This is a genomic window from Pseudomonas sp. A6 (genome assembly GCF_052367875.1).
GTDB lineage: Bacteria > Pseudomonadota > Gammaproteobacteria > Pseudomonadales > Pseudomonadaceae > Pseudomonas > Pseudomonas citronellolis.
The window spans coordinates 2834730-2860496 of the sequence record NZ_CP198970.1 but is presented as its reverse complement, the minus strand read 5'-3'; the positions used below and the strand labels follow the sequence as shown (position 1 = coordinate 2860496).

Sequence of the window (25767 nt, the reverse complement as noted above, 5' to 3'; positions counted from 1 at the left end):
GAGATTGGAGCGGCCTACGGGAACGAGGCGAGGCGCCGGCCGGCACCCCGCCCCTGGGGTCATCCGGCGGTGGCGCCGCCGTCCACCTTCAGGTCGCTGCCGGTGACCCAGGCGGACTCGTCGCTGGCCAGGTACAGCGCGGCCCAGGCGACGTCCTCCGGCTGCCCGATGCGCTGGCGCAGCATCTGCTTGTCGAGCGCGGCCTGGAGGAACGCGGGGTCGCGCGCCAGGTGCTCGCGGGTGGCATTGGTCTCGATCAGCCCGGGCGAGATGCTGTTGGCGCGGATCCGGTGTGGCCCACCCTCCAGGGCCAGTTGCCGGGTCATCGCCAGTACGCCGCCCTTGCCGGCGCAGTGGGCCAGTGCCGGCGAACCTTCCAGGGCCATCCAGGCATTGGCCGAGGCGAAGTTGACGATGGAGCCGCCGCGCCGCTTCAGATGAGGCCAGGCAGCCTGGCAGAGCAGGAAGACGAGGTCCAGCTCCCCGCTCAGCGTCCGCCGCCACTGGCTCTGGTAGTCCATGTCCTCGATCCAGGCGAAGGCACCGAACGCCGCCGCGTTGACCAGGACATCGATGCCGCCGTGGCTGGCGACGGCGAACTCCACCAGGCGCCTGGCGTCCTGCGGCTCGGTCAGGTCGCAGGGGTGCAGGCTGAGCAGCTCCAGCCCCTGTTCGCGGGCCATCGCCAGCGTCCGCTCGGCGGCCGCGGCATCTATGTCGCACCCCACCACCCGCGCCCCTTCCCGGGCGAACAGCAGGGCGCAGCCCTGGCCGATGCCGCTGCCGATACCGGTGACGATGGCGACCTTGCCGGCCAGACGTTGTCCCTTGGTCATTCAGGCGTCCTCCAGGTTGCGGGCCACCACGCGGACGATGCATCTCTTGCGCTTGTATCGGCACAGGCAGGCGACGAAGGCGGCCAGGACGACAGGCACCAGGGCCCAGCCCAGCCACCCCACGGTGACCGGCAGCGCCCCGCTGGCGCGGCTCAGGGCAACCACCAGGATCGGGCTGAGGAACATGCCGAGGCAGTAGCTGCCGTACCACATGCCGGTTCCCAGGCCGCGGCGGAACCAGGGCAGCTCGCGCATGTTCCAGATGGCCAGCGTCGGAAGCAGCAGGCCGCAGCCCAGGCCGTTGACCAGGGCGACCGCGAGCATCCCGCGGCTGTCGTGGACGCCAGGAATCAGCAGGAAGCTCGCGGCGATCAGGCCGAAGGCCAGGGTCAGGCAATGCGGCGTGCGCAGCCCCAGGCGCACCAGCAGGTGCACCGAGAGGGTGCCCAGGACGATCATCACGCTGCACGCCGAGGCGATCAGGCCGGCGCTGCGTGGCGAGTGCTCGCCGATGCCAGCCAGCAGGTAGGCCATCTGGATCTGCAGGACCATGAAGGCGACCGCGCCGACGAAGGTGATCAGGCAGATCCCCAGCAGCAGGTAGGGCCGGAAGACCTGCGGGCCGCCACGGCTTTCCTCCTCGGCCCGGGCCAGCTCCGCCGGCAGGGGCTCCCACAGCAGCAACTGGCAGAACAGCGCCAGCAGCAATGGCAACGAATAGACCACGTACGGCACGCGCCAGCCCAACTCGCCCAGGGCGCCGCCGATCATGAAGAAGAGGATCGCCGAGGTCGAGGCGAAGGTCGTCTGCAGGGCCAGGTACTTCTGGCGCTGGGCACCGCTGTAGTAGTCGCCGATCAGCATGGTGCTGACGGTCACTATCACCGCCTCCACGCAGCCCAGCGCGACGCGGCTGGCGATGATCGCATGCAACGATTGCAGGAACATCGGCAGGGTCCCGAGCACGCCGTAGCCGACGATTGCCCAGATCAGCAGGCGCTTGCGCCCGAAACGGTCGGCGAGCACGCCCACCAGCGGGCTGAGCAGGGCGACCAGCAGGCCGGGAATGGTCAATGCGACCGGAACCAGGAACTCGACGTGGGGCACGTCGGCGAAATGCGCCTGCATCTGGGGCAGGCTCGGTGCTATGACGATAGCCGCCATGGGGGACAGGCAGTTGACCAGCAGCAGCAGGTAGGTCGCCAGCGCCGCCTTCGGCGAACGGGCCAGGCTGGATGAGCTCATCGGACTCTCCGGTTTGTTCTTGTATCAGATCGAGTCGACAGGGGCGGCGGCCCTCGCCCGGGAAGCCGGGACGAAGACGCGCCGCAACCGCAGGCGCTAGTGCGGCATCCCCATGGAATGGGTGACGCCATCGGTGGTACGGCTGAAGCTGTAGTAGCCGACCTTGATGTCGGTGAACTTACCTTGGTCGTTGAGCTTGTAGAAGATCGGCCCATGGAACTGGAAGCGTTCGCCCTTGCGCAGCGGGCCGAACGGCGTATTCGCCGCATCCCTTGGCACGTCGAAGGTCACGAGCAGTTGCACGGCGAGGGTCTTGCCATCGAAGAGGAACTCCTCGAGGTTGACCTTCTCGTCCATCGCCCCCCAGATCTTGCGGTAGTGCGCCTCCACCTCCGGGATGCTGTTGAACACCAGCCCGCCGTTGGACATGCGCACGTTGGGCGCGTAGTACTTCTCGAACGCAGCCGGGTTCTTCTGGTTGAACAACGCCAGGTAGTGCTCGAAGCTCTGCCGGTCAACCACGTGTCCCTCGTCCGGCGCGCTGGCATCGGCGGCGTAGGCGCCGGCGATTGCGCCCAGGGCCATGGCGGTGACGGCGAGTACGGCGGCGAACTTGTTCAGCTTCATGGTCTTGCCTCTCTCTTTGTTGTTGTACGAGGAAAAATTCAGACCGGCTCGCGCCAGGCCATGGCGTTGTCCACCAGCGACTGCACGCTGCCGTCGTGGCGGAAACCGATCGCTTGCGCGGCGCGGGCATCCAGCGGCGGGAGACAACCGAAGGCGGCCTCCAGCTGTGCATCGGGCTGGTAGTCGACCAGCGCCCGGCGTTCTTCTCCGAAGCGTGCGGCCAGCCCCTCCACCACTTCCGCCACGCTCAGGCGCAGCACCGGCAGGGTATAGACGCGTCGCGCAGCGACCTGCTCGGGCAGCAGCCGGGCCGCATGCAGCAGGTTCCCGGCACAGCAGCCGACCGACATCCACCAGGCCACCGCGCCGGCGGACACCGGGCAACGGAAGGGCTCGCCGGCGGCCAGCTTCCAGAACAGGTCGCTCATGAAAGCCGACAGCAGCCCCGAGGGTTCCGGCGGCCTGGCGACTATGCCGGGCAGGCGCAGGATGCGGCCATCCAGCAGGCCGCGGCGGCTGTAGTCCTCCAGGAGGATTTCGCCAACCAGCTTGTGCGCCCCGTAGGACAACCCAGGGCGCAACGGCGAGGCATCGTCCACCTGCGCGGGCAGCGGCGAGCCGTAGACCGCGATGGTGCTGGTGAAGACCACCCGCGGGCACCTGCCCTGCCGGGCGAGCCGCTGGAACAGCGCGAGGGTCGCGTGGAGGTTGACCTGCAGGCCCAGCTCGAAATTGCGCTCGGCGGCCCCGCCGGGAATGCTCGCCAAGTGGAACACCAGGTCCGGCGCCACCTCCAGCGCGGCATCCAGCACCGCCGGATCGGCGATGCTGCCACTGACCAGATGCAGCCGCGGGTCGGCCGGCAGGTGCTCGCCGCCCATGTCCACCACGGTCAGGCGCCGCAGCGGGGCCCCTTCCGGCAATGGCGAAGCAGCCGCCAACAGGCGCTTGACCAGCTCGCGGCCGACGAAGCCGTTGCCGCCGGTTACCAGTACGTTCATGCCCTGCCCTCCGTGGACACCAGGCGCTGCTCGATGGCGCCGAACAGCGACTGGCCGTCGAGGTCGAGCATCTCGAAGCGCAGCACCTCGCCGAAGCGCATGAAGCCGGTGCGCGGCTCACCCTGTTCGAGCTTCTCGATCGCCCGGCGCTCGGCCAGGCAGGCCGAGCCGACCTCGCGGTAGCCACGGTTGGAGAAGGTCCCCGAGGCCAGCACGGTGCCGGCGCGCAGGTTCCGGTTGTAGGCCAGGTGGGTGATCAGCTCGCCGAAGGAGAAGTCCATCTCCGCGCCATTGGGGTTGCCGAACCATTCCCCGTTGCGGCTCACCTGCAGGTCCAGGTGCACCCGTCCGTCGCGCCAGGCCTCGCCCAGCTCGTCCGGCGTCACCGCCACCGGGGCGAACACGGTGGCGGGCTTGGCGTTGATGAAGCCGAAGCCCATCGACAGCTCGCGGAACAGGTGCGCGCGCATGGACACGTCGTTGAGCAGCAGGAACAGCTTGATGTGCGCCTGGGCCTCCTGCGCCGTCACGCCCATGGGCACGTCATCCAGCAGCACAGCCACTTCTCCTTCGAAGTCGCAGTTGTCCTGCTCGCTCGGGAAGGGATAGTCGTCGCGGGGGCCGAGGAAGTCGTCGCCCTGGCGCTGGACCAGGATGGGCACGCCGCTTTCCTTCTTCACGTCGAGGTCATAGGCGCGCTCCATGATCTCGCCGTGATTGAGGAAGGCCGAAGCGTCGACGAACTGGTAGGCGCGCGGCAACGGCGCCATGACCTGCGCCGGCTCGAAGACGAAGGCATCCGTCGCCGTGCCGGCGTTCAGCGCGGCGTATTCGGCCTGCAGCGCGGGCTCCAGCTCATCCCAGCGCTCGATGGCCGCCTGTAGCGTGGGCGCGGCCTGGGCAAGGCACGCACGGGCGAGATCGCGTGACACCACCAGCAGCCGGCCATCGCGGCTGCCGTCCCTCAGGGTCGCCAGTTTCATTGAGTGTTCTCCTTGCAATCGCTTGTGGATGACGCCCACAGCTCGGGGCACTGGATCAGCTCCAGCAGGTTTCCCGAGTTGTCGCGGATGAACGCCATGGGCGTGCCCTGCACCACCTTCTCGAAGACGATGTCGGCGCCCTTCTCCCGCAGCCCGGCGACCGTCGCCGGGACATCCCGCACGGCCAGGCACAGGTGCTTGTTGCCATGGGTGCGCACGTCCTGGTTGGGTTCGCGGCGCTCGGCCGGCAGCGGCGCGGCGCCCTCGACCTGGAACAGCTCCAGGCGGAAGTCGCCGCGGCGGACGAAGGCCACGTCCGCCGGGATGATGTCGATGAAGGCGCGCATCTCCAGCTCGAAGCCGAGCATGCGCTGGTACCAGCCGATGGCGGCGTCGATGTCCGGCACGCTGATGCCGACGTGATGCGGGCGTATCTCCGGCAGGGTCGAATTCATCGCTGCGCTCCTGTCGCTCAGCTCAGGGGGCGACCGCCATCCACAGGGATGACGGCGCCGGTGGTGAAGGTCAGATGGGTGGCCGCAGCCAGCACGGCATCGGCCACCTCCCGTGGTTCGGCCAGGCGCCGCAGCGGCGTGCGCTCGGCCTGCTCGTCGCGCCAGGCGCGGTCCATGCGCTGGACGAACTCGGTGTCGGCCAGCCCCGGCGACACCGACACCACGCGGATCGCCGGCGCCAGCGCGCGGGCCAGCGAGCGGGTCATGTTGTCCAGCGCCGCCTTGGACGCGCAGTAGGCGACATTGCTGCCCATGGCGCTCACCGCGGCGATGGAGGAGATGTTCACCACCAGCGCGGCGTCGCTGCGCTGCAGCAGAGGACGCAGTGCCCGCAACGTGGCGAAGGGGCCGCGCACATTGGTGGCGAGTATCCGCTCGAACAGCTCGTCGTCGAGGCCATCGAGGTCGTCATGGGGGACGTAGCGCGTGGTGCCGGCACAGTTCACCAGCAGGTCGCAACGGCCATAACGCCGTTCCACTTCCGCCGCCAGCCCGGCAAGCGCCACGCTGTCGGTCACCGGGACCGGCAACGCGCAATGCGCGCCGCCGGTTTCCACCAGTTCCTCGACCAGACGCAGCGCGGGCTCGCGGGAGCTGTTGTAGCCCACCACCAGGTTCGCCCCGGCCGCCGCCAGCGTCCGGCAGATCGCCGCGCCTATGCCGCCGGCGCCACCGCTGACAACGGCCACCCGGCCCTGCAGGGATACGCCCATGGCTCAGGCCGTCTTCTTCAGGCGGCGCACGCGGATGTCCGCCTGCTCCTTGTGCCCGGCGAAGTGTTCGAGGGCGCACAGGCGCGAGCAGTATTCGCCGATCAGCACCGAGGCCTCGTCGGTCAGCACGCGCTGGTAGGTGTGCGTCTTGATGAACTTGCCCGCCCACAGGCCACCGGTGTAGCGGCCCGCGCCCATGGTCGGCAGGGTGTGGTTGGTGCCGATGACCTTGTCGCCGTACGACACGTTGGTACGGTGGCCGAGGAACAGCGCGCCGTAGCGGGTCATGCGCTGGAGGAACCAGTCGGGGTCGCGGGTCATCACCTGCACGTGCTCGGAGCAGATGCGCTCGGACTCCTGGAGCATCTCCTCGTCGCTGTCGCAGAGGATGATCTCGCCGTAGTCGCGCCAGGCGACGCTGGCCACCGCCGCAGTGTCCAGGCGTTCGAGCACCTTCTCGATGGCCGCCGGCAGCTCCTCGGCGATCTTGCGGCTGGTGGTCAGGCAGAAGGCCGGGGAAGTCGGTCCGTGCTCGGCCTGGCCGAGCAGGTCGACGGCGACCAGTTCGGCATCCACGCTGTCGTCGCAGATCACCATGGTCTCGGTGGGCCCGGCGAACAGGTCGATCCCCACGCGCCCGTAGAGTTGACGCTTGGCCTCGGCGACGTAGGCGTTGCCCGGGCCGACGATCATGTCCACCGGCGCGATGCTCTCGGTGCCCAGGGCCATGGCGGCGACACCCTGCACGCCGCCCATCACGTAGATTTCGTCGGCGCCGGCCAGGGCCATGGCGGCGATGATCTCGGCCGAGGGCTTGCCGTCGAACGGCGGCGCGCAGGCGATCACGCGCTTGACCCCGGCGACCTTGGCGGTCAGCACGCTCATGTGCGCCGAGGCCAGCAGCGGGTACTTGCCGCCGGGGATGTAGCAGCCCACCGAGTTGACCGGGATATTGCGGTGGCCGAGCACCACGCCGGGCAGGGTCTCCACTTCGACGTCGCGCAGCGACATCAGCTGCACCTGGGCGAAGCGGCGGATCTGCGCCTGGGCGAACCGGATGTCCTCCAGCGCCTGCGGGCTCAGCGAGTCGATGCAGGCCTGGATCTCTTCCTGGCTCAGGCGCAGCGATGGCGGGTTCCACTTGTCGAACTTCTCGGAGTACTCGCGCACCGCCGCCTCGCCGCGCGCCTCGATGTCTCGGATGATCTGCTCGACGGTGGCGCGCACCTGGGTGTTGAGCTCGGCCTTGACCTCGGCCGGTTTGCCTTTCTTCAGATACTGGATCATTGCTGGTTTCTCCGTTTTCGGTTGCCCCTCGCCAGGGGCGAGGGCTTGCTTGCTCATCAGGTCCAGGCCGCCACGCTTTCCACCTCGACGCCGAGGGTGACGACGAAGCGGGCGACCATGTTGTAGGTGGCGATCACGCCGACCAGCTCCACCAGGCGGGTATCGCCCAGTTCGCCGCGCAGCTGCACCAGCAGCCCCGCCGGCGCGCGGCCCTGGCGGGTCATGTCCAGCGCCAGGCGCAGCACGGCCCGCTCCAGCGGGGTGAACAGCGCCTCGTGGCCGATGGCGCTCTTCAGGTCGCGCAGGGCGTTGAACTGCGCGGGCGTGCCGCCGGCCTTGAGGAACAGCGGGCCGTGGTGGTGCATCTCGTATTCGGCGCCGCACAGCCCGCACACCGAGCACAGCGCCAGCTCTCGCAGCTTCTCCGGCAGCCCCAGCTCGTTGCGCACCTTGCCCAGCAGCGCGCCCCAGCCTTGGGTGAAGGGCACGCTGTGCAGCAGCATGCGGTCGATGTTGAGCAGCGTGCCGCCACGGCGTTCGAGGATGGGGGCCAATACGTCCGGCGGGCCGGCAGCGTCCGAGGGCTTGTAGGGAATGCCCGGCATAGTCGATCTCCAGCGATCAGTCGGAGGGGGATGGGCGGCCGGCGCGGCCGCCGTTCAGTTGGATCAGGCGGTGCTCGGCTGCAGGGCCTCGGCCTGTGCGGGCCGGGGCCTGGGCAGGAGGAAACAGGCCAGCGCCGGCAGCAGGACCATGGCGCCGAGCATGTTCCAGAGGAACATGAAGGCCAGCAGCACGCCCATGTCGGCCTGGAACTTGATGGCCGAGAAGGCCCAGGTGGCGACGCCCACCGCCAGGGTCAGGCCGGTCAGCAGGACCACCTTGCCGGTGAAGGTCAGCGCCGCGTAGTAGGCGTCCGAGAGGCTGTCGCCGGCGCGCATGCGCGCCAGGGTCACAGAGAGGATGTAGAGCGCGTAGTCCACGCCGATCCCCACGCCCAGGGCGATCACCGGCAAGGTGGCGACCTTCACGCCCATGCCCAGGGCCACCATCAACGCCTCGGCCAGCAGGGAGGTGAGCATCAGCGGCAGGACCGCCACCAGCACGGCGCGCCAGGAACGGAAGGTGACGAAGCACAGCAGGATCACCGCGCCGTAGACCAGGAACAGCATCTGCCGCCAGGCCTGCTTGACCACGATATTGGTCGCCGCGTCTATGCCGGCGCTGCCCCCGGCCAGCCTGAAGTGAATGCCGTCCCCGTCGTTGGCGGCGGCGAAAGCCTCCACCGCGCCGACCACGCGCGACAAGGTGTCGGCCTTGTGATCCTTCAGGTACACGTAGAGGGTCAGCAGGTCGCAGGCGTCGTTGTACAGGCCGCGCGGCGCCCCGGCGGTGATGAAGTTGAGCATCGACTGGTTCTTGATCAGCTCGAACCATTTCGGGTTGCCTTCGTTGAGGCCGACGAGCACCTGGCGGTTCAGCCGCGCCAGCGAGTTGGTCGACTCCACGCCCGGCAGCTGGCGCAGCTGCCACTCCAGCGCGTCGACCCGCTTGAGCACCTCGTAGCCGGCACAGCTGCCGTTGCCGTCGGTTTCCACCATCACGGCGAAGAGGTCGCTGCTGGCGCCGAAACGCTGGTTCATGAAGACCACGTCGCGGTTGTAGCGCGAATCGTCACGCAGTTCCGGGGCCCCCGGGTCGAGGTCGCCGATCTTCAGCTGGTGGCTGCCCAGCGCCCCCAGTCCGGCCAGCAGCACGGCGACGGCCAGCGCCAGCACGGCGCCCCGGCGGCGGGTGAAGCGGTCGAGCAGGCGCCACAGCGGATGGCGCGCGCCGGCCTGCTCGGCGCGCAGGCTGCGCGCGGCGGCACCGGCGCTGACGCCGCTGAACGAGAGCAGGATCGGCAACAGGATCAGGTTGGTGAAGATCAGCACGGCCACGCCCAGGCTGGCGGCGACGGCCAGTTCCTGGATCACCCGGATGTCGATCACCAGGAGCACGGCGAAGCCCACCGCGTCGGCCAGCAAGGCGGTGAGCCCGGCGAGGAACAGGCGGCGGAAGGTGAAGCGCGCGGCAACGTACTTGTGGGTGCCGCGGCCGATGTCCTGCATGATGCCGTTCATCTTCTGCGCGCCGTGGCTCATGCCGATGGCGAAGACCAGGAAAGGCACCAGCATCGAGTACGGGTCCAGGTCGTAGCCCAGGGTTCTGATCAGCCCCAGTTGCCAGATCACCGCGATCAGCGAGCTGGCGACGACCAGGGCGGTACTGCGCACGCAGCGGGTGTACCAGAACACCATGGCGGTCACGATGACCACGGCGATGGCGAAGAAGGTCAGCACCTCGCGCAGGCCGTCGATGAGGTCCCCGACGATCTTGGCGAAGCCGGTGATGTGCAGCTCGATATCGCCCTGCTGGTAATGCGTGCGCAGGTCCTCCAGGCGTGCGGACAACTGCGCATAGTCCAGCTTGCTGCCGTCGGGCAGGCGGCTGAGCAGAGGCACGTAGATTACGCTGGCGCTGCCGTCCGCGGCCACCAGCTGGCCGATTTCGCCGGAGCGGTCGACGTTGGCGCGCAGCTGGCGCAGGCTGGCCGGCGAGCCATCGTAGCCATCGGGGATCACCGGGCCGCCTTCCATGCCCTCCTCGGTCACGCCGGTCCAGCGGGTGTTCGGCGTCCACAGCGACTTCATGCCGGCACGGTCCACGCCTGGAATCAGGAACACCTCGTCGTTGAGCTTGCGCAGGGCCTCCAGGTAAGCCGCGCCATAGATGCTTCCGGAACGGCTGACCACGCCGATGCGTATGGCGTTGCCCAGCCCGCGCAGGTCGTCCTGGTGGCGCAGGTAGTTGGCGATGTACGGATGGTTGGCCGGGATGGTCTTCTCGAAGCTGGCATTGAGCTGCAGCCCCAGGGCTTTCCACCCCAGCAGCAGGGTTGCCAGCAGGCACAGCGCGATGACCGCGAGGCGATGGTTGAACAGGAGGCGCTCGACCAGGCTGCCGGACTGCCGATCGAAATCGGCCAGGCTGGCGACGATGGGGAAGCTGCTGGATGCGGGCTGTTGCATGACGACCTCGGCTCTTCAGTGCTGCGCCGGCATGGCCGGCTGGGCGATACCTTGCAGGCTGCTGACCAGCAGCTCGCCGGCGGCGTTGCGGAGCATTGCCGTGGGTGCCGGCAGCGCCGTGCGCGCCAGCGGCTCCAGGCGCGTGCCGGACGAGCCGCCCTGCCATAGCTGGCCGGCCTGGTCGAGGAGCAGCACACTACCATCGCGCTGCAGCTGGCTGGCCACCACCGACACCGGTTGTGGCAGCGCCAGCCGGCTCCAGCTCTGGCCGTGGTCGTCGGAACGGAAGGCATTGCCGCGCAGGCCGGCGACCACCAGGCTGTCGCCGTGGGCGCTGACGGTGAAGTAGCTGCCCTGGTAGGGCGTGTTCAGGCGGGTGAAGCTGGCGCCATGGTCGGCGGAGCGGAACACCCTGCCCTCCTCGCCGACGATATAGAGGTAGGCTCCCGCCCCGGCAATCGCATACAGATGCCGTGAGCCCGGGTTGTCGAGGCGGGTGGAAAGCGACTGCCAGCTGCGGCCGCCATCGTCGGTTCGCAGGATCAGGTTGTAGGCGCCGATGACGAAGCCGTGCTTCTCGTCGGCGAAGTGCAGGTCGAGGAAGGGCTTGTCCGGGCCGTCCTCGACCAGGCGCTGGGCGTTGCTCACGGCACTGGACTGGCTATCGGCCCCGTCGCGCGCCTGGGCCTCGTCCAGCACGAGCTGGGCTGCCTGGCCGCCGCGCAGCTGGACACTCCAGCTCAGGCCGCCGTCGTCGCTGTGCAGCACGGTGCCGAAATGCCCCACGGCCCAGCCCTGCTCGGGCGTGGGGAAGCGCACGGCGGTGAGGGTCACGCTGACCGGCACGCGTGCCTGGCGCCAATGCCTGCCGCCATCCTCGGACAGCAGGATCAGGCCGCGCTCGCCCACCGCCACCAGGCGCCTGCCGGTGTCCTGCAGGGCGAGGATGGCCGCCTGTTCGAAAGACTCCGCGTGCAGCGCAGGACGGCTATCGGCATCGGCCAGCGGCAGGGCAGCCGGCGCACCGGCACCGAACGCACCGCTGACCAGAACCAGGGAAACGGCAAGGATCGATGAACACCATGGACGCGTGGCAACGCGGCGGCGCGAGCCGCTGGGCAAGGCAATCTGCATGACGCTGACTCTTGTAATTGTTATGGCGGTGACGGCGCTGCGGCGTGATCAGAACACCGTGCCGCCGTCGGCGTTGAGCACCTGGCCGGTGATGAAACCCGCCTCTTCCGAGGTGATGAAGGCGAGCAGCCCGCACAGGTCTTCCGGCACGCCGTTGCGCTTGATCAACTGCTGTTCGCACACCGCGGCGAACAGCGCCGGCGGCAGGTTCTTCTCCGACGCCGCGGTGCGCGTGAGCCCTGGGGAAATCGCATTGACGGTGATGCCCTGCGGGCCAAGCTCGGCGGCCAGGGCGCGGACCAGGCCGATACCGGCCATCTTGGTGGTGATGTAGGCGGCGAAGTTGGGCATCGGATTGCCCACGGTGCTGGAGGCGATCTGCACGATACGGCCGTATCCACGGCTGGCCATGTCCGGGGCGAAGCACTGGGCCAGCAGCAGCGAGGCCTCGACGTTCACCGCCTCGAAGCGCCGGAAGCATTCCAGGGTCAGTTCGGCGAAAGGAACCAGCGGCATGTAGGCGGCATTGTTGACCAGGATGTCGCAGCGCCCGAAGCGCTCCAGCACCTTGCCCGCGAAGCGTCGCAGGGCCTCGGCGTCGGCCAGGTCGAAGGCCTCGGCATAGACTTCGGCGCCCAGTTCGCGCACCGCGGCGACGGCTTCTTCGGGGAGGCTCAGGTCGGCCATGGCCAGGTGGCATCCCTGGCGGGCCAGGTGGCAGGCGAAGTGGTGGCCCAGGGCGCCAGCGGCGCCGGTGATGACCGCGACGCGGCCTTGGTGAGTACTCTGCACGATGAGTCTCCTGGTTGTTGTTCTTGTTATCGGGGCGCCCGCTTGGCCGCCCGGCTCTATGGCAACGACCTTATCGCCCGCCTATTCATTCGGGAAATCGTTTGTCGGAATCCAAGGTATCCATGGAACAAATGAGTCAACGCTCCCCGCCCAAAAGCGAATGCCCGTGCCTACCACCTCCCTGGCAAGGGATGGGCGGGCACGGGCATTCGGAGCGGCCGGGGCCTCTCAGATGGGTGCGCGCAGGGCCTCCTGGGCCGTGATCATCACCCGGGTGTGCTCTTCCAGCGAGCCGCCTTCCTGCTCGATCTGCCCCAGCCGCCCGGAGGCGCGCACTACCAGGCTGGCGCGGTCGAAGTGGCGCCCGGCGTAGGCCGTCAGCGCGCCTTCCAGCGAGTGCCGCCGGCCCAGCTCCTCGGCCAGGACGATGGCGCCCTCGATGGCGATGCCCGCGCCGGACGCCAGGTGCGGCGTGGTGGCATGCACGGTGTCGCCCAGCAATACGATGCGCCCCTTGTGCCAGGGCGCCCCTATCATGTGCCCGGCCAGCGGCCGGTACAGCAGACGGTGGTTGCGCAGCGAGCCATCGAGGATGCCCTCGCGGATCTCGGCGACCTGGCCACCGAACTCCCCCAGCAACTCGGCCAGCTTGCCCGGCCACTCCTCCGGCGGAATGAAGTCCATGCCCTCGCGCTTGTCGAGGACGAACAGGTAGCATTCGCTGTCGCTGATGGGGTTCACCCCGGCCTTGGTGGTACGCCCCATGTAGACCGTGGAATTCTCCCTCTGCCGCGGCACCACGGCACGCCACGAACCCTGCCCGGTGAAGCGCGGGCCGGGGAAATCAGGCAATACGAGCTTGCGCACTGCCGAGTTGACCCCGTCGGCGCCTATCACCAGGTCGTAGCGTTCGCCAGTGCCGTCGCTGAACAGCACGTCCACCCCTGCCTCGTCCTGGCGCATGTCCCGGAAGCTCTGCCCCAGGCGTACGCGCACTCCTGCCCGCTCGGTCGCCCGGGCCAAGATGCGGGCCAGCACCGGCCGCAGAATGCCGGCCGCCCCCGGCAGGTCCTCGGCGCCTGGAATGGCGGCTATCGGCACCGTGCGGGTGACGTTGCCGTTGGCGTCACAGATGTCGATGGCCCGCCAGGAGCCACCTTCGTGCAACACCTCGTCGACCACGCCGATCTGCCGCAGGGCACGCAGCGTCGGCCCGCTGATGGTGATGCCGGCACCGTCAGGCGCCCAGTTCGGGTTGATCTCCACCAGCTCGACGGCGATGCCCTGCTTGCTCAGTTCGATGGCGGCGCACATGCCGCCGATCCCCCCACCGACAACGAGCGCACGCTGAATCAGTGCCATGGTCTTTCTCCTGGATGCATCTGTGCCTGTAGGCTCATTCGGTGGTTCCGCCCAGTCGTTCCGCCAGCCAGTCGGCGATCAGGGCTCCGGCATTGCCGGGGTTGTCCAGCGAGCTGTGTTCGACGCCGCCTTCGCGGTCGGTGAAGACGATCAGCTCCTTGTCCGGGCTGTTGACCAGTTGCTCGAAGGTGAGATGGGCATAGCGCAGGGGGATCTGGCGGTCATTCTCGCCGTGGGTGACGAGGAAGGGCACGCGGATGCGCTCGAGCACCCCGTCCAGGTGCATGTGCTCGGCCCTGGCGAAGAAGTCGTCGAGGTCGCGGGCGCCGAACACCCATTGCACGTGCTTCCAGTAGTGCGGAACGGGATTTTCGCCCTCGCGCTTCAGGCGTGCCTGTTGCACGGCCCGCCAGTCGTGGTTGGCGCCCCAGACCGCGCCGCAGGCGAAGCGCGGCTCGAAGGCCACGGCGCGCGGACAGTAGTAGCCGCCCAGGGAAACCCCGAGCGCGCCGATGCGACGAGGGTCCACCTCGGGGTGTGTCTCCAGCCAGTCGACCACCCGGCTCGCCCACACCTCGGTGTCATGCACCGCCGGCATGCCATGCAGGCGCAAGGCTTCGCCGGTTCCCGGCTGGTCGATGAACAGTGCCGACAGGCCGCGCTCGGCGAACTGGCTGCCCATGACACTCTTCTGCAGCATCTCCTTGGTGCTGTCGAGGCCGTTCATGATCACCACGATGGGCGCTCGGGCTCCGGGGGCAAGGCCCTCGGCGCGAACGTAGAGGCCGCTGATGCAGGCCTCGCCATAGGGAATCTCGACCCGCTGGCAGTTCTCGTGGCGCAGCTGGCGGCTCTGCTCGAAGAGTTCGAGCGAACGCTTGTACAGCGCCAGGCGGTGCTCGTAGCCGTGCGCCTGCATGCGCTCGGCGATGGTGTAGTACAGGGCGGCGCGCCCCAGCTTGTCACCCGCGGAACGCTTGCGCCCACGCGCCAGGTCCGCGTCGGCCAGTTCGACCAGCTTGTCGCCGCCGCCCTTCCAGGCCTGGAAAAAAGCCTCGGTGCCGGGGTCATCCCCTGCCCTGGCGACGTCCAGCAGGGGGGCGCACATCGCATCCACCTCCCCGATGTTGCCGCCGTGGGTCAGGGCGATCATCGTCGAGAGGCTCCAGACATAGTTGGTGGGAAAGTACTGAAACATGGGTTCGACCTTTAGCTTGAAATCAGGGATGCCTGGCCACGCGCCGCTGCGGCGCCGGCGCGGCCGGGAGTTGCCGGGGAATCCACACGCCGCCGTCGGCCGCCACGCGCGCCTGCACTGGCGTCAGGCGCTGGCCGACGCAGGGTCCGGCGAAGCAGTGTCCGGCGCGGATGTCGAAGTGCGCGGAATGGGCGAAGCAGACGATGTGCTGGCCATCGCCGGAGAGAAACATGTCCTGCCGGTAGTCCAGCGGGCGATGGTTGTGCGGGCAGTCGTTGAGCCAGACGAACACCTCCTCGCCCTGGCGCACCGCGAATACCCGGTCGTCCCGCCCCTCGCGCAACAGGCCCCGGGCGCCGCCGTCGGGAATGTCCCGGAGCAGGCAGAGCAGTTGTTCATCCGGCATGGCCGCTTCCTCACTCACCCGGCGCCCATTTGTCGATGGCGTCGAAGAGGAAGATCTGCGAGTTGTCCGAGCCGGGGTCCATCGCCCGTGCCGCCCACAGTTCGTCGTGCTGGTCCATGTCGGCGTCCATTTCCATCACGGCGCCAAAGGGGCTGTTGAAGTACCAGAAGTAGTTGCTGCCCATGATGTGCCGCCCCGGCCCCCAGAAGCTGCGATAGCCCTTCTTGACGAAGCGCCAGCCCTGCTGCAGGACCTCGCCGGCCGAGCCCAGGTGGAAGGTGAAGTGGTTGCAGCCGACCATGTGCTCGTTCTGGCTCTGGATCATGAACAGCGTGTGGTGATCCAGGGTGCCGGCCGGGCGCATGAACGGGCCGAGGTGGTTGAAGCGGTCGGTGACCACGAAGCCCAGGCGCCGGTAGAAGGCCTCGGCCTTGTCCACGTCGGAGACGAAATACACCACGTGCGACAGCGAGCGCGGTTCGATATGGGCATCGGGGTCCGCGGCGCAGTCGTTGGGGGCCCGCCCCGGCGCCTGGCCCGGCACGTTGAAGCCCAGGTAGCGCGCCTGGATCGGCTGCCGGCGGGTGACCATGAAAGCCACGCCGAAGCCGCCGTCGTCCAGGCAGTGCAGGCTGCCATCGGCGTCGATGCGCAGCTCCCGGTCACGCCCGAGCTCGTCGCGGATCGCCGCCAGCGTGGCCTCGTCGGCCACGCCATAGACGGTCTCGCGCAGTGAAGGCGAAACCGCCCCCGGCGGCAGCGGTGGCAGGCCGGGCGCATCGCTGCGCCGCACGATGAGGCCGGTGCCATCGAGGGCGACGTAGACGCCGCCGCCCGCCGGGTCGTAGTCCTGCACGCGCAGGCCGTAGTCAACCAGGTACTGGTGGGCGCCCTGGAGGTCTTCGACGCCGAAGACCAGGTATTCAAGACCGACGATATTCATGGTGCTTTGCTCCTGTCCCGGATCGCTCAGGACTGCTTGGCTTTGCGGAACGGCAGGCTGGCGAGAAACGCCATGTCCTTGAGGCTCAGCATCTTCAGGCCGGCCCGCGTGGCGGCGCCGTCCAGCCGTGCCTCCATGGGCAAGGTGCCGAAGCTCTTGCCCTTGATCACCAGCTCGTCGCCGACCCGGCGGATCGACTCGACGTGCATCAGCTCCTCGTCCGCCGGCCCGCGCAGCACCATGCCCTCGCGGGCGGCTGCGGCCTGGCCGGCCGGTGGCGGCAGGTCCTCGCGCACGCCGGAGGAGACCGCGCCGAAGTCCATGCCCAGTTGCTCGAACATCTTGATCGCGGTGGCCCGGCCGGCGCCGTAGACACCGCCGCCGGGATGCTGGAACGGACCGGCGAGGTACAGCCGCTCCACGCCGGGCACGGTGAACTGGCCGAGGTCCGGCGTCGGACGGTGGCCGGCGCTCTGATAGAAGTAAGGCGCCACGCCATGCAGGTCGCCGCGCATCATGCTGTTGGGGCTGGAGCGCTCCAGGTCGACCGGGCTGACGATGCTGCGGGCGATGATGTTGTCGCCGGTCAGGTTGCTCACGAACTTGCGGTAGTGCTCCAGCGACAGGTCGCCGATCTCTTCCTTGAAGTCGTCCCAGTGGCGGTCCTTCCAGCGCGGGTCGTTGACCTTGTAGGGCGCGAAGGTGATGCCATGGAACATGCCGGCCCCGGCGGGGACGCGGGTCTTGTCGCCGATGCTTTCATCACCGCCGGCGCACAGGCGGCGCTGGCTGATGTAGCCGCGCTTGAGTTCGTCGAAATCGGCCAGCATCTCGTCCAGCGAGTCGGTGGCCATGAACTCCAGCATGGTGGCGTACCCCACCTCCTCGCCCGCGTGGTACTTGCAGTTCTCCTTCAGGTCGTAGTGGCTGACCATGATCGAGAACGGCGCCAGGGTCGCGCGTTCCGCCCGCGCCAGCACCGGCTCGGGCACACCCTCGACGAACTTGCGCACGACGTGGGGGTGGATGGCGCCGATCACCGCGTCACGGGCCTGGATGGTCTCGCCGCTGCTCAGGCGCACGCCGCTGGCGCGGCCGCCGCTGGTGAGGATCTGCGCCACCTCGGCGTTGCAGCGCACCTCGCCGCCGTGGGACTCGATGCAGCGCACCAGCGACTCGGTCAGCTTGCCGCTGCCGCCGATGGGTTGTGAAACGCCGTAGGTGTGGATGATCCCGGGCATCAGCAGCACGCCCATGCCGGTGCCCAGTTCGTTGGGCGCCTGCAGGTTCTCGCTGACCAGGCGCAGCAGGTGGATCTTGATCTTGTCGCTCTCGTAGAGCTGGTTGACCAGGTCCAGGCAGTCGCGATTCATGTAGTCCAGCATCAAGCGGCCTTCATCGCTGCGGTCGAGCATCGCCACCAGTTCGCCCAGCGGCGGCGGCGGCGCGTACAGGCCGGGCATGAACATCTGCAGGATGTTCTGGCTGAGCTTCACGAAGTTGCGATAGGTCTCGGCATCCTTCGGCGAGACCTTGGCGAAGCATTCGCAGGTCTTGTCGACGTCCCTGTAGGTGAACAGCGCCGACTGGTCCGGGAAGATGGTGGCGTGCGGCACCGGCGAGTAGTGGTACTTCAGCCCGTGCTGGCTGAGCAGGCCCAGTTCATCCTGGCGCAGCATCGGGTTGCCCTGGATCATGATGTGCACGCTGGAATGCTCGTCGTGCCAATAGCCGGGGGTATTGAGCTGGCGCGTGGTGACGCCGCCGCCGGGATAGCCCTTGCGCTCCAGCACCAGGACCTTCTTGCCCGCCTTGGCCAGGTAGGCCGCAGCCACCAGGCCGTTGTGCCCGGCGCCCATGGCGACGATGTCGTAGGGGGTATTGCTCATCTTCAACTCCTTGCTGAATCGGGAGGGAACGGCCGCTGGCGACCGTTCCCGGCCCCCTCGCGGGGGCGGGACCTCAGGTACTCAACGAACCCCTTCGCCGGCCATCGCTTCCGGGGTGAAGGTGGTTTCCGGATAGGTCGGCACGATCTTGTACTGCTCCTTGGAGTCGTTGAGCATGCCGTCGAAGTACCAGCTGCCGGAGATCAGGTCGTAGAACCCGAAGCTCTGCGGCGACGCGGTGGCGGGAATATCGGGCATCACTATCGGATCGGCGAAGCCCATCTGCCAGAGCTGGCCATTGGCGTCCCAGTGGTCGGCCAGCACGGCGATCCAGGTGTCCTCGTCGACGTAGTAGCGCCGCTTGGGCGCCAGGTGGCGCTTGCCGGGGGCGACCGTGGCCTCGACCACCCAGACGCGGTGCAGTTCGAAGCGCATGTCCTGCGGGTTGATGTGGTGGTCCAGCAGCACTTCCTTGGAAGTGCGCTGCAACAGGCGGTTGGTGTTGTAGGGGATGTACATCTCCTTCTTGCCGACGATCTTCCAGTTGAAGCGGTCCAGGCGGCCGGTGAAGACGTCGGTCTGGTCGAACATGGAGATGCCCGCGCTGGCCGGCGTCGGTGTGTCGCAGCAGGCGTTGGGCAGCTTGCGCACGCGGCGCTGGCCGGTCAGGTAGACCCACGACTGGGTGCTGTCCGGATCAAGGTTCTCGTGCCCGGTGATGGCCTCGCCGGCACGGATCGGCGGTCCGTAGTTGAGCATGCGGATCATCCAGTAGTTGTTGCCGTAGCGGCTCTTCAGCTGTTCCGGCGAGCCTTCCTTGAGGTAGTACGGCATCTCGAACGACCCCGAGGCCAGCACGCTGGGCACGTGGTTGCCGTTGGCGGTGGTCTGCACGCCGCGCACGTCGACGTGCCAGGACGAACCACGCCAGCGCAGCAAGTGGTTCCACATGATCTCCTCGGCACTTTGCGGGATCGGGAAAGGAATGCCGCCATAGGCACCTTCCAGCTTGCCGTTGTCGAGCCTGGCGCTGGAGGCGTTCTTCAGGGTGTTGTCATACACCCACTGAGGGGCCGCGGCGGTGCGGTGGCTCGGGTAGACGTCGATGCGGAAGCTGTCCGGGTACTTCTGCATCATCGCCTTGACGCCTTCGGAGAGCTTGTCGGCGTACTGGCTCATGTTGCCTGCATTGATGCTCAGCAGCGGTTTCTCGCTGGCGAAGGGATCGGGGCGGCGGCCGCCGTTGACGAAACCGGGAATCGGCTGGGTGTAGCCGCCGGTCCAGGCCGGGATGCTGCCGTCGGCATTGCCGGCCTTCTCTCCTCCCAGGGGAGTCAGGTCCTTGTTCAGGCGCTCGGCCTCCTGGGGCGAGACGGCGGCCAGCGCCAGGGAACCGAAGGTCAGCAGTGCGCCTAGGATGGCCGTGCGCAGCGGCAGGGAGTGGGCGTTCATGTCAGTTCTCCAGCAGGATCAGAAGGTGCGACGCAGGGTCACCGCGACGAAATCGCGGTCCGCCAGGTTTTGCTTGTAGGAACCGTGGCCATCGGCATCGATGGCGTTGTCCACGGGGCCGAAGTAGTGGGTGTAGGAAACACCGAAGCGCCAGACGTCCAGGTAGGTGGCGTTCAGCCCCACGTTGAGGTCGCCGACATGCTCGCCGAGGAACGAGCCCACCACCGCCGAGTTGCCGTCCAGGCCGTAGCCCACCCCCATCGGCACCGAAAGGTCGAGGCCCGGGTAGACCTGGCGGTATTTCGGCTCGTAGACCATGCGGATGTTGGTGGCGTCGCGGTCGGCATTGGGGTTCAGCGCGCTGCGGTTCTTGGTCACGCTGCTCAGGCGGTTCCAGGCGATCTCGCCCAGCAGGTCGGCCTCGTTGGAGATGAAGTTGGGCCCCAGGCTGGCCATCCAGTTGACCTGTGCGTGCACCGAGTTGCCCACCGCGTAGAGGACATTGCCGTCGCCATCGGCGGTACCGGTGGAATCCACCTGGGCATCGCTGCTGAGCGGGGTGTTGCGGCGGATGGAAATCTCCCCGGCGACGTTCACCTCGCCGAAGGTACGCGAAGCGCTGGCGCCGAAGGAGCGGACGTCTTCCGGGTAGACCCAGCGATAGCTGCCGGCGCGGTAGCCCGAGTCGGTAGCGCCGGCGCCGACGCCCGGCAGGATGTAGATCTGCGGGGTCTTCTCGTTGTAGCGCACCGCGTACAGGCCATAGTCCACCTCGCCGACACGGAAGCGCAGTTGCACGCCGCCCTGCCCCGAGTCCTTGGCCTTGATATCGCTGATGCGGCGGAAGTAGCTGCTGCCGTCGCTGGCCAGCAGCATTCGTTCCGCACCGTTGCTGAGGAAGTCGACACCGGAGAAATAGCTGCCGGCGCCCGGCAACAGACTCTTCTCCCACTCCAGCTGGTAATAGGCGCCAATGGCGACGTCCGGGGTGAGCTGCAACTGGCCGGACAGCTGGTTGACCGGGCGCATCAGTTCCTTGAACTGCGTGTTGGGTACCGACTGCGCCTTCACCACATCGATCGGCGCCTGGGCGTTGGCGATGCCGTTGCCGCCGAAGAACAGGCTTTCGCCCCACAAGGTGGTATGCCGTCCGAGGCGGCCGGTCAGCGGCATGGAGCCCAGGTCGAAACGGCCGAACACGAAGGCGTCTAGCACCTCCGCGTTGCCGCCGTGCAACTTGCGCGTGCCGGAGGTGAACTCGTCATGGTCCACCGAGATGGCGTTGGCGGTGGCCGGCGAGTCGTTGTCGTTATGGCCGTGGTACTCGGTGTCGTACCAGCCGGCGCCGCTCACGCGGAAGCCGTAGCGCTGCTGGTAGGTCAGGTCGAATTCGGTGAGCACGTCCAGGCGATTGGAGATCAGCCCCTTGTCGAAGTTGCGGTCGCCGTCGTCGGTGTTGGGCCAGTTCGCCTGGGGCTCGCGAGTCAGGCGCGAGTCCTGGCCCTTGACGCGGAACGCAGTGGAGTACTTGGCCGTGGTATCCCAGAGCACCTTCAGGTCCGGGTTCTCGGTGTCGAGCATGAAGGCTTCGCTGGAGGCGCTGCCGAAGGCGGCGATCACCGCCAGGGCCAGGGTCTGGCCGCGCACGCCCGGGCACAACCGGGACTGGTACTTCGTGTGTCGCATGGGTTTCATCGTCTGATCCTTATTCTTGTTTTGGGACAATGTCGGCGCTCGGCGCCCCGGGGCTGCGCCTAGCGCCAGTGAATCAGCGCCTGGCCGGCCACCGGGGCGCGGAACCAGGGGATGCGGGTGCCTTGCAGGCTGCCCAGGTAAACCGTCTTCAGGTCGGAACCGCCAAAGGTCAGGCTGGCCATCCAGGGCGCGAGGGTGCCGCGGGCCGCGGCCATGATCTCGGGGGTCAGGGTCTTGTCGGCGTAGTGCCGGTTGAGCCGCGCGGTGGCCTGCGGATCGCCGTCGTCGAGCAGCGTCAGCACCTCGCCGTCGGGCGTGATGGCGATCAGCTTGTCGCTCATCACCAGCGTCACCCAGAGGTTGCCGTAGCTGTCGAAGGCGAAGCCGTCGGGGAAGCCCTCCAGTTCGCTGGGCCCATAGATTTCCCGCTCGCCCAGGGAGCCGTCGGGACGCAGGCGCAAGCGCGAGATGCGCCGCACGTTGCTCTCGACCACGTAGAGCCATTGCTCGTTGTCGTCGAAACGAATCTCGTTGGTGCCGCCGAAACCCTCGGCGACGATGCGGATGCCCTTCTCGTCGATCACCCCGATGTAGCCATCGAGCACACCGGAATTTATCGAGTCGGTCCATGGCTGCATGGTCGTGGTCACGGTGAACCAGATGCGCCCCCTGGAATCGAGCAGGGGGAAGTTGGTCTTGCCCAGCGGGCGACCGTGCAGGTGGTCGTGCAGTACCTGCAGGTGGCCCTGGCGGTCCAGGCGCTCGATGCGATCCAGGCCCCAGTTGCAGATGATGAAGTCGCCCTCGGCGGTCAGCGCCAGGCCGTTGGGCAGCGAGGCGCCCTGGGACTGCACGTAGCGCTGCTCGAAGGACACCTCGGCAACCGCCGCCTGCTGCGGCGCCAGCAGCGCCTGGCTGCCGTCGGCGCCGATGCGCATCACGCCTCCGCGGGCATCGGCGGCCCAGAGCGTGCCGTCGGGCTGCGCGACTATGCACTCCGGACGTTGCAAGTCATGCCCGATGAACTGGATGGCTTGCCGCTCCACTTGCCATCCCTTGAGAGGATTGTGTCCACCCATCATGCGATACCTCTGTGCTGGACTGCTGGCGCCGGCCGTGCAGCCGCCATCGACGGCGCAGCCGGACCTCGCCGGGCCTTTCGGCCGGCACCAGGTGAGTCGGGTAATGGAACCTGTGCCCGCGCTGCGCCCGGACGAGGCGTCAGATCGACGGGTACGCGGGGGTCATGCCCAGGCGGCGTCCCGGCGCGGTCGCGCGCATTCGGGAGGCCCGGGCGGATTCAGGAAGGAGTCGGTGAATGCCGGGCCAGAACTGGCCGGCAGCGAAGCGCAAGGGGCAAGGTCCTGCCCGGACGTACCTGAGGCGTGGCAGCGCATGGTCATCTCCGGTTTTCGTTCTTGTTCTGTACGCCGCGGCAATCGGCCTGGCGTCTTCCCCTGTCGGTTCTGCGACGGGGCAGTGACGAAATTACGCAACCCTGAACCATTCGGGAAATTTTTAATTGACATACAAACCATAACTGCGATGGATTGTAAAAAGCCCCGCTCCCCAGCCGGGTAAAACAACAACAATCATCTCGGCGCCCGCCATCGGCAGGCATCCGACGTGCCGACAAGAGCGAATCCGATGCGTTTCTACGGTCTGGACCTCAACCTGCTGGTCGTCCTCGACGTCCTGCTCACCGAACAGAACATCACCCGTGCGGGCGAGCGCCTGCACCTCAGCCAGCCGGCCACCAGCGCCGCCCTCGCCCGCCTGCGCGACTACTTCCAGGACGACCTGCTGGTGCAGATCGGGCGCCGGATGGTGCGCACGCCGGTGGGTGACGGCCTGGCGCTGCCGATCCGCGAGTTGCTGATCCAGATGCGTGCCACCCTGGAAAACCGCGCATTGTTCAAACCTGCGGAATCCAGCCGGAAATTCAGCCTCATCGTCTCCGACTACGTCGGTACCGTGCTGATGCCGGAGGTGAGCCGGCGGATCAACCACTCCGCGCCCCTGTGCTCGATAGAGATGTTCCCGCCGCACAACGCGCCCACCGAACAGATCGAGCGTGGCGAGATCGACCTGCTGCTCCTGCCGGACCTGCAGATCACCACCGAACACCCGTCGCAAGCCCTGTTCCAGGATGAATTCGTCTGCGTGATGTGCCGCGACAACCCGCTGACCGAGGCGACCCTGAGCTTCGAGCAGTACAAGCAGATGAAGCACGTGCTGGTGCGCTGGGGCGAAAAGCGGGTTCCCACCGTGGACGAGTGGTTCCTGCACAAGTTCGACATCGAGCGCCGCTTCGACGTGATCACGAACACCTTCAACAGCGTGCCGTCCTACCTGATAGGCACCGAACGGCTGGCCACGATGCACCGCCTGCTGGCGGAGCGCTGGGTCACCTACCTGCCCCTCAAGATCCTGCCGTTGCCCTGGACCGCCCCACGCCTGACCATCGCCATGCAGTGGAACAAGTACCAGCAGCACGACCCTGGGCTGACCTGGCTGCGCAGCCTGATCGTAGAGGTTGCTGCATCCATCTAGATGTCGACGTTTCTGGAAGCAAACCGACATGCAGCTTTATCGAACACCGGCCTCTACCCCTGCCGCAAGAGTCAGAAAAAATCCTTGAAGCGCCCCGCATAAACAGAAAACAAGAAAACCATTCCACTGATGCAGATCAATGAAACCGATAAAAATGATGTCATATTGACATTATTCGTAAAGAAAACTGCACAGAGAAAACAACGATTGCGTGGCAAAGACAGGGTAAGGATCGATGTTTGCGAATTGACCGTCGGGATGTATGTGCTGGAACTCGACGAGTCCTGGGAGAACACCCCGTTTCTGTTCCGTGGCTTCCAGATCAGGACCCTCAAGGAACTGGAGCGGATCAGGCAGGTAGCCAAGCATGCCTGGGTCGAGGCCCGGTCCCAGCCCGACGGCGTCCCCGGGGATACCCACGCGGAGCTTGTGCCACTCATTGGCAAGGTGGATTTCCGGCAGGAGATAGAGCAGGCGCAGCAGACCTGGGGCGAAGCGCTGGAGGTTTCCCGGGGCCTGCTGGACGCGGTGCGTCTCGGCCAGGCCCTGGACATCCCCGGGGTCAAGCGCACCATCGAGAAGTGCGTCGACAGTATTCTGCGCAACCCCGCGGCAATGCTCTGGCTCACCCAGATCAGGAACAAGGACGACTACACCGCCGAGCACTCGCTGAGAACGGCCATCTATGCGATTTCCCTGGGCCGCAGGCTCGACATGCTGCCACGGGAACTGGTCGATATCGGCATGTGCGGCATGCTCCACGACCTCGGGAAGATCAAGGTTCCGCTACCGATACTGACCAAGAACGGCAGGCTGTCGGCGGACGAATACCTGATCATGCAGACCCACGCCGACAGCGGCCGCAAGCTGCTCATGAGCACCAGCGACGTCCCGCCGGCGGCCGTCGATGCCGCCTACTGCCACCATGAACGCCTGGACGGCAGCGGCTATCCCCGGGGCCTGCGGCACGACAAAATCCCACAAGTGGCGAAGCTGGTAGCGATAGTCGACGCCTATGACGCCATCACCAGCGACAGGGTCTACAGCAAGGGGCGCTCCAGCCTGGAAGCGCTGCGGATAATATTTGATGCAGCCGGCACGCACTTCGACGAAGAGATGGTCGCGCACTTCGTCAAGCTCATCGGCATCTACCCGCCGGGCGAGATCGCCGAGCTGAGCAATGGCGAAATCGGCATCATCATCGGCTGCCCGCCCGGCAACAAGCTCAAGCCCAAGCTGCTGAGAGTGCTGGACGCCGACAAGCAACCCTGCCGGGAACGGGTCATCGACCTGGCCACGAACCCGAAGGACGACCAGGGAAAACCCTATTACCTCTACCTGGTCCACCCCAGCGGCGCCTTTGGCATCGACATCGAGCACTACCGCAGGAAGGGGCTGCTCGTTCCCGAGAATCTTTAGCCGAGTCCAGGTACCGGCCTGTCGATCGCGCCCCGGCCTATCTGGCGCTTGCCGCCGTTTACTGAGATGATAATGATTCCCATGTTCGATTAAGCCTCCTCCCCCGCGACCTCAGACTCCCCGGCACCGTGACAGACCCAGGCCAACACAAGCTGCAGTTGTTCCTTACCCACCGTACCGCGCTGGTCACCTACGCCACGCCCATCGTCGGTTGCAGGGCACACGCCGAAGACGTCGTCCAGGAAGCCTGGCTGCGCTTCGCCAGCGCCGAACTGAGCGTCGCCCAACTGCATCAGCCCAGCGCCTACCTGTACCGCATCGTGCGCAACCTGGCGCTGGACTTCGTGCGTCGTCCGCTGCATGGGGAACGGCAGGCGGCGGACGACGATTTCTTCGACTTCCTCAGCGACCCGCGTCCCTCGCCGGAGCAGATCGCCCTGCAGCGCGAGGAGCTGCAGCGCGTGCACCGCGCGCTCGACGAACTGCCCGAGCGCACGCGGCGCGTCTTCGAGCTGTACCGCCTGGAGGGGCTGACCCTGCAGGCCATCGCCGACCAGTTGGAGCTTTCCGTGGGGATGGTCCACAACCTGGTGCGCCAGGCCCTTGGCCACTGCGCGCGGAGCCTGACCGACGATGGACAATGAAG

23 protein-coding genes are annotated in these 25767 nt (G+C 67.2%); 3 read left to right on the top strand and 20 right to left on the bottom strand.

Translation table 11 applies throughout. The features are described 5' to 3' along the window. Positions 1-59: 59 nt before the first annotated feature. From ACTWJ5_RS12985 to ACTWJ5_RS12890, 20 genes are all read right to left on the bottom strand, one after another. A complete protein-coding gene (locus ACTWJ5_RS12985; RefSeq protein WP_074980630.1) occupies positions 60-836 on the bottom strand; it encodes an SDR family NAD(P)-dependent oxidoreductase in 777 nt (258 codons plus the stop codon). Continuing rightward, a complete protein-coding gene (locus ACTWJ5_RS12980; protein WP_444438906.1) occupies positions 837-2081 on the bottom strand; it encodes an MFS transporter in 1245 nt (414 codons plus the stop codon). It abuts the gene before it with no gap. 96 nt (positions 2082-2177) lie between these two features. Then, positions 2178-2708, bottom strand: a complete 531-nt coding sequence (locus ACTWJ5_RS12975; RefSeq protein ID WP_256514934.1) for a nuclear transport factor 2 family protein — start codon at positions 2706-2708, stop codon at positions 2178-2180. Between the two features lie 38 nt (positions 2709-2746). Further along, entirely contained in the window at positions 2747-3709 is a 963-nt protein-coding gene (locus tag ACTWJ5_RS12970) for an NAD-dependent epimerase/dehydratase family protein (protein WP_444438904.1), read from the bottom strand. Beyond that, a complete protein-coding gene (locus ACTWJ5_RS12965; protein ID WP_444438903.1) occupies positions 3706-4692 on the bottom strand; it encodes a fumarylacetoacetate hydrolase family protein in 987 nt (328 codons plus the stop codon). Before ACTWJ5_RS12965 ends, ACTWJ5_RS12970 begins: the two co-directional genes overlap by 4 nt. Then, positions 4689-5147 carry a VOC family protein gene (locus tag ACTWJ5_RS12960; RefSeq protein WP_245323041.1) on the bottom strand — a complete coding sequence of 153 codons (459 nt, stop codon included), beginning with the start codon at positions 5145-5147 and terminating at the stop codon, positions 4689-4691. The genes ACTWJ5_RS12965 and ACTWJ5_RS12960 overlap by 4 nt, the downstream gene beginning before the upstream one ends. Before the next feature lie 17 nt (positions 5148-5164). Beyond that, positions 5165-5920, bottom strand: coding sequence for an SDR family NAD(P)-dependent oxidoreductase (locus tag ACTWJ5_RS12955; RefSeq protein ID WP_444438902.1), 756 nt, complete (start codon positions 5918-5920; stop codon positions 5165-5167). A 3-nt stretch (positions 5921-5923) separates the two neighbouring features. Next, positions 5924-7207 carry a histidinol dehydrogenase gene (gene hisD, locus ACTWJ5_RS12950; RefSeq protein ID WP_444438900.1) on the bottom strand — a complete coding sequence of 428 codons (1284 nt, stop codon included), beginning with the start codon at positions 7205-7207 and terminating at the stop codon, positions 5924-5926. Positions 7208-7263: 56 nt separating this feature from the next. Next, on the bottom strand, positions 7264-7812 hold the full coding sequence (locus ACTWJ5_RS12945; protein ID WP_444438899.1) for a carboxymuconolactone decarboxylase family protein: 549 nt from the start codon (positions 7810-7812) through the stop codon (positions 7264-7266). Positions 7813-7875: 63 nt separating this feature from the next. After that, a complete protein-coding gene (locus ACTWJ5_RS12940; protein ID WP_074980638.1) occupies positions 7876-10278 on the bottom strand; it encodes an efflux RND transporter permease subunit in 2403 nt (800 codons plus the stop codon). Positions 10279-10293: 15 nt separating this feature from the next. Continuing rightward, positions 10294-11412 carry a WD40/YVTN/BNR-like repeat-containing protein gene (locus ACTWJ5_RS12935; protein WP_074980639.1) on the bottom strand — a complete coding sequence of 373 codons (1119 nt, stop codon included), beginning with the start codon at positions 11410-11412 and terminating at the stop codon, positions 10294-10296. Between the two features lie 48 nt (positions 11413-11460). Next, positions 11461-12204 (bottom strand): SDR family NAD(P)-dependent oxidoreductase, encoded by a 744-nt coding sequence (locus tag ACTWJ5_RS12930; RefSeq protein WP_074980640.1) that lies wholly within the window; start codon positions 12202-12204, stop codon positions 11461-11463. 228 nt (positions 12205-12432) lie between these two features. Further along, entirely contained in the window at positions 12433-13566 is a 1134-nt protein-coding gene (locus tag ACTWJ5_RS12925; protein WP_074980641.1) for an FAD-dependent oxidoreductase, read from the bottom strand. Positions 13567-13600: 34 nt separating this feature from the next. Beyond that, positions 13601-14764: an alpha/beta hydrolase family protein gene (locus tag ACTWJ5_RS12920; RefSeq protein ID WP_074980642.1), complete on the bottom strand. Its 1164-nt coding sequence runs from the start codon at positions 14762-14764 to the stop codon at positions 13601-13603. Between the two features lie 22 nt (positions 14765-14786). Next, the gene (locus ACTWJ5_RS12915; RefSeq protein WP_074980643.1) at positions 14787-15170 is read right to left on the bottom strand and encodes a Rieske (2Fe-2S) protein; all 384 of its coding nucleotides are present in this window, start codon (positions 15168-15170) and stop codon (positions 14787-14789) included. A gap of 10 nt (positions 15171-15180) precedes the next feature. After that, a complete protein-coding gene (locus ACTWJ5_RS12910; protein WP_074980644.1) occupies positions 15181-16113 on the bottom strand; it encodes a VOC family protein in 933 nt (310 codons plus the stop codon). 26 nt (positions 16114-16139) lie between these two features. Then, positions 16140-18002 carry a phytoene desaturase family protein gene (locus tag ACTWJ5_RS12905; protein ID WP_116423995.1) on the bottom strand — a complete coding sequence of 621 codons (1863 nt, stop codon included), beginning with the start codon at positions 18000-18002 and terminating at the stop codon, positions 16140-16142. Between the two features lie 81 nt (positions 18003-18083). Beyond that, a complete protein-coding gene (locus ACTWJ5_RS12900; RefSeq protein ID WP_074980646.1) occupies positions 18084-19454 on the bottom strand; it encodes a DUF1329 domain-containing protein in 1371 nt (456 codons plus the stop codon). 18 nt (positions 19455-19472) lie between these two features. Continuing rightward, complete coding sequence (locus tag ACTWJ5_RS12895) at positions 19473-21149, bottom strand: DUF1302 domain-containing protein (protein ID WP_245323040.1); 1677 nt, start codon at positions 21147-21149, stop codon at positions 19473-19475. Positions 21150-21208: 59 nt separating this feature from the next. After that, entirely contained in the window at positions 21209-22195 is a 987-nt protein-coding gene (locus ACTWJ5_RS12890; RefSeq protein WP_245323039.1) for an SMP-30/gluconolactonase/LRE family protein, read from the bottom strand. A gap of 601 nt (positions 22196-22796) precedes the next feature. Here ACTWJ5_RS12890 and ACTWJ5_RS12885 point away from each other — a divergent pair. The 3 genes from ACTWJ5_RS12885 to ACTWJ5_RS12875 all read left to right on the top strand — a co-directional run bounded on the left by ACTWJ5_RS12885 (position 22797) and on the right by ACTWJ5_RS12875 (position 25765). Next, on the top strand, positions 22797-23702 hold the full coding sequence (locus ACTWJ5_RS12885; protein ID WP_074980648.1) for a LysR family transcriptional regulator: 906 nt from the start codon (positions 22797-22799) through the stop codon (positions 23700-23702). Positions 23703-23831: 129 nt separating this feature from the next. Then, positions 23832-25121: an HD-GYP domain-containing protein gene (locus ACTWJ5_RS12880; RefSeq protein ID WP_253390200.1), complete on the top strand. Its 1290-nt coding sequence runs from the start codon at positions 23832-23834 to the stop codon at positions 25119-25121. A gap of 158 nt (positions 25122-25279) precedes the next feature. Continuing rightward, the gene (locus ACTWJ5_RS12875) at positions 25280-25765 is read left to right on the top strand and encodes a sigma-70 family RNA polymerase sigma factor (protein WP_236695232.1); all 486 of its coding nucleotides are present in this window, start codon (positions 25280-25282) and stop codon (positions 25763-25765) included. Positions 25766-25767: the final 2 nt, after the last annotated feature.

What these genes read in the sequence shown, in the direction of transcription:
- ACTWJ5_RS12920 (WP_074980642.1), bottom strand. Translation starts at nt 14,764, where the DNA reads ATGTTTCAGTACTTTCCCACCAACTATGTCTGGAGCCTCTCGACGATG.
- ACTWJ5_RS12985 (WP_074980630.1), bottom strand. Translation starts at nt 836, where the DNA reads ATGACCAAGGGACAACGTCTGGCCGGCAAGGTCGCCATCGTCACCGGT.
- ACTWJ5_RS12955 (WP_444438902.1), bottom strand. Translation starts at nt 5,920, where the DNA reads ATGGGCGTATCCCTGCAGGGCCGGGTGGCCGTTGTCAGCGGTGGCGCC.
- ACTWJ5_RS12980 (WP_444438906.1), bottom strand. Translation starts at nt 2,081, where the DNA reads ATGAGCTCATCCAGCCTGGCCCGTTCGCCGAAGGCGGCGCTGGCGACC.
- ACTWJ5_RS12915 (WP_074980643.1), bottom strand. Translation starts at nt 15,170, where the DNA reads ATGCCGGATGAACAACTGCTCTGCCTGCTCCGGGACATTCCCGACGGC.
- ACTWJ5_RS12925 (WP_074980641.1), bottom strand. Translation starts at nt 13,566, where the DNA reads ATGGCACTGATTCAGCGTGCGCTCGTTGTCGGTGGGGGGATCGGCGGC.
- ACTWJ5_RS12965 (WP_444438903.1), bottom strand. Translation starts at nt 4,692, where the DNA reads ATGAAACTGGCGACCCTGAGGGACGGCAGCCGCGATGGCCGGCTGCTG.
- ACTWJ5_RS12960 (WP_245323041.1), bottom strand. Translation starts at nt 5,147, where the DNA reads ATGAATTCGACCCTGCCGGAGATACGCCCGCATCACGTCGGCATCAGC.
- ACTWJ5_RS12975 (WP_256514934.1), bottom strand. Translation starts at nt 2,708, where the DNA reads ATGAAGCTGAACAAGTTCGCCGCCGTACTCGCCGTCACCGCCATGGCC.
- ACTWJ5_RS12910 (WP_074980644.1), bottom strand. Translation starts at nt 16,113, where the DNA reads ATGAATATCGTCGGTCTTGAATACCTGGTCTTCGGCGTCGAAGACCTC.
- ACTWJ5_RS12880 (WP_253390200.1), top strand. Translation starts at nt 23,832, where the DNA reads ATGCAGATCAATGAAACCGATAAAAATGATGTCATATTGACATTATTC.
- ACTWJ5_RS12885 (WP_074980648.1), top strand. Translation starts at nt 22,797, where the DNA reads ATGCGTTTCTACGGTCTGGACCTCAACCTGCTGGTCGTCCTCGACGTC.
- ACTWJ5_RS12970 (WP_444438904.1), bottom strand. Translation starts at nt 3,709, where the DNA reads ATGAACGTACTGGTAACCGGCGGCAACGGCTTCGTCGGCCGCGAGCTG.
- ACTWJ5_RS12935 (WP_074980639.1), bottom strand. Translation starts at nt 11,412, where the DNA reads ATGCAGATTGCCTTGCCCAGCGGCTCGCGCCGCCGCGTTGCCACGCGT.
- ACTWJ5_RS12895 (WP_245323040.1), bottom strand. Translation starts at nt 21,149, where the DNA reads ATGAAACCCATGCGACACACGAAGTACCAGTCCCGGTTGTGCCCGGGC.
- ACTWJ5_RS12945 (WP_444438899.1), bottom strand. Translation starts at nt 7,812, where the DNA reads ATGCCGGGCATTCCCTACAAGCCCTCGGACGCTGCCGGCCCGCCGGAC.
- hisD (WP_444438900.1), bottom strand. Translation starts at nt 7,207, where the DNA reads ATGATCCAGTATCTGAAGAAAGGCAAACCGGCCGAGGTCAAGGCCGAG.
- ACTWJ5_RS12905 (WP_116423995.1), bottom strand. Translation starts at nt 18,002, where the DNA reads ATGAGCAATACCCCCTACGACATCGTCGCCATGGGCGCCGGGCACAAC.
- ACTWJ5_RS12900 (WP_074980646.1), bottom strand. Translation starts at nt 19,454, where the DNA reads ATGAACGCCCACTCCCTGCCGCTGCGCACGGCCATCCTAGGCGCACTG.
- ACTWJ5_RS12940 (WP_074980638.1), bottom strand. Translation starts at nt 10,278, where the DNA reads ATGCAACAGCCCGCATCCAGCAGCTTCCCCATCGTCGCCAGCCTGGCC.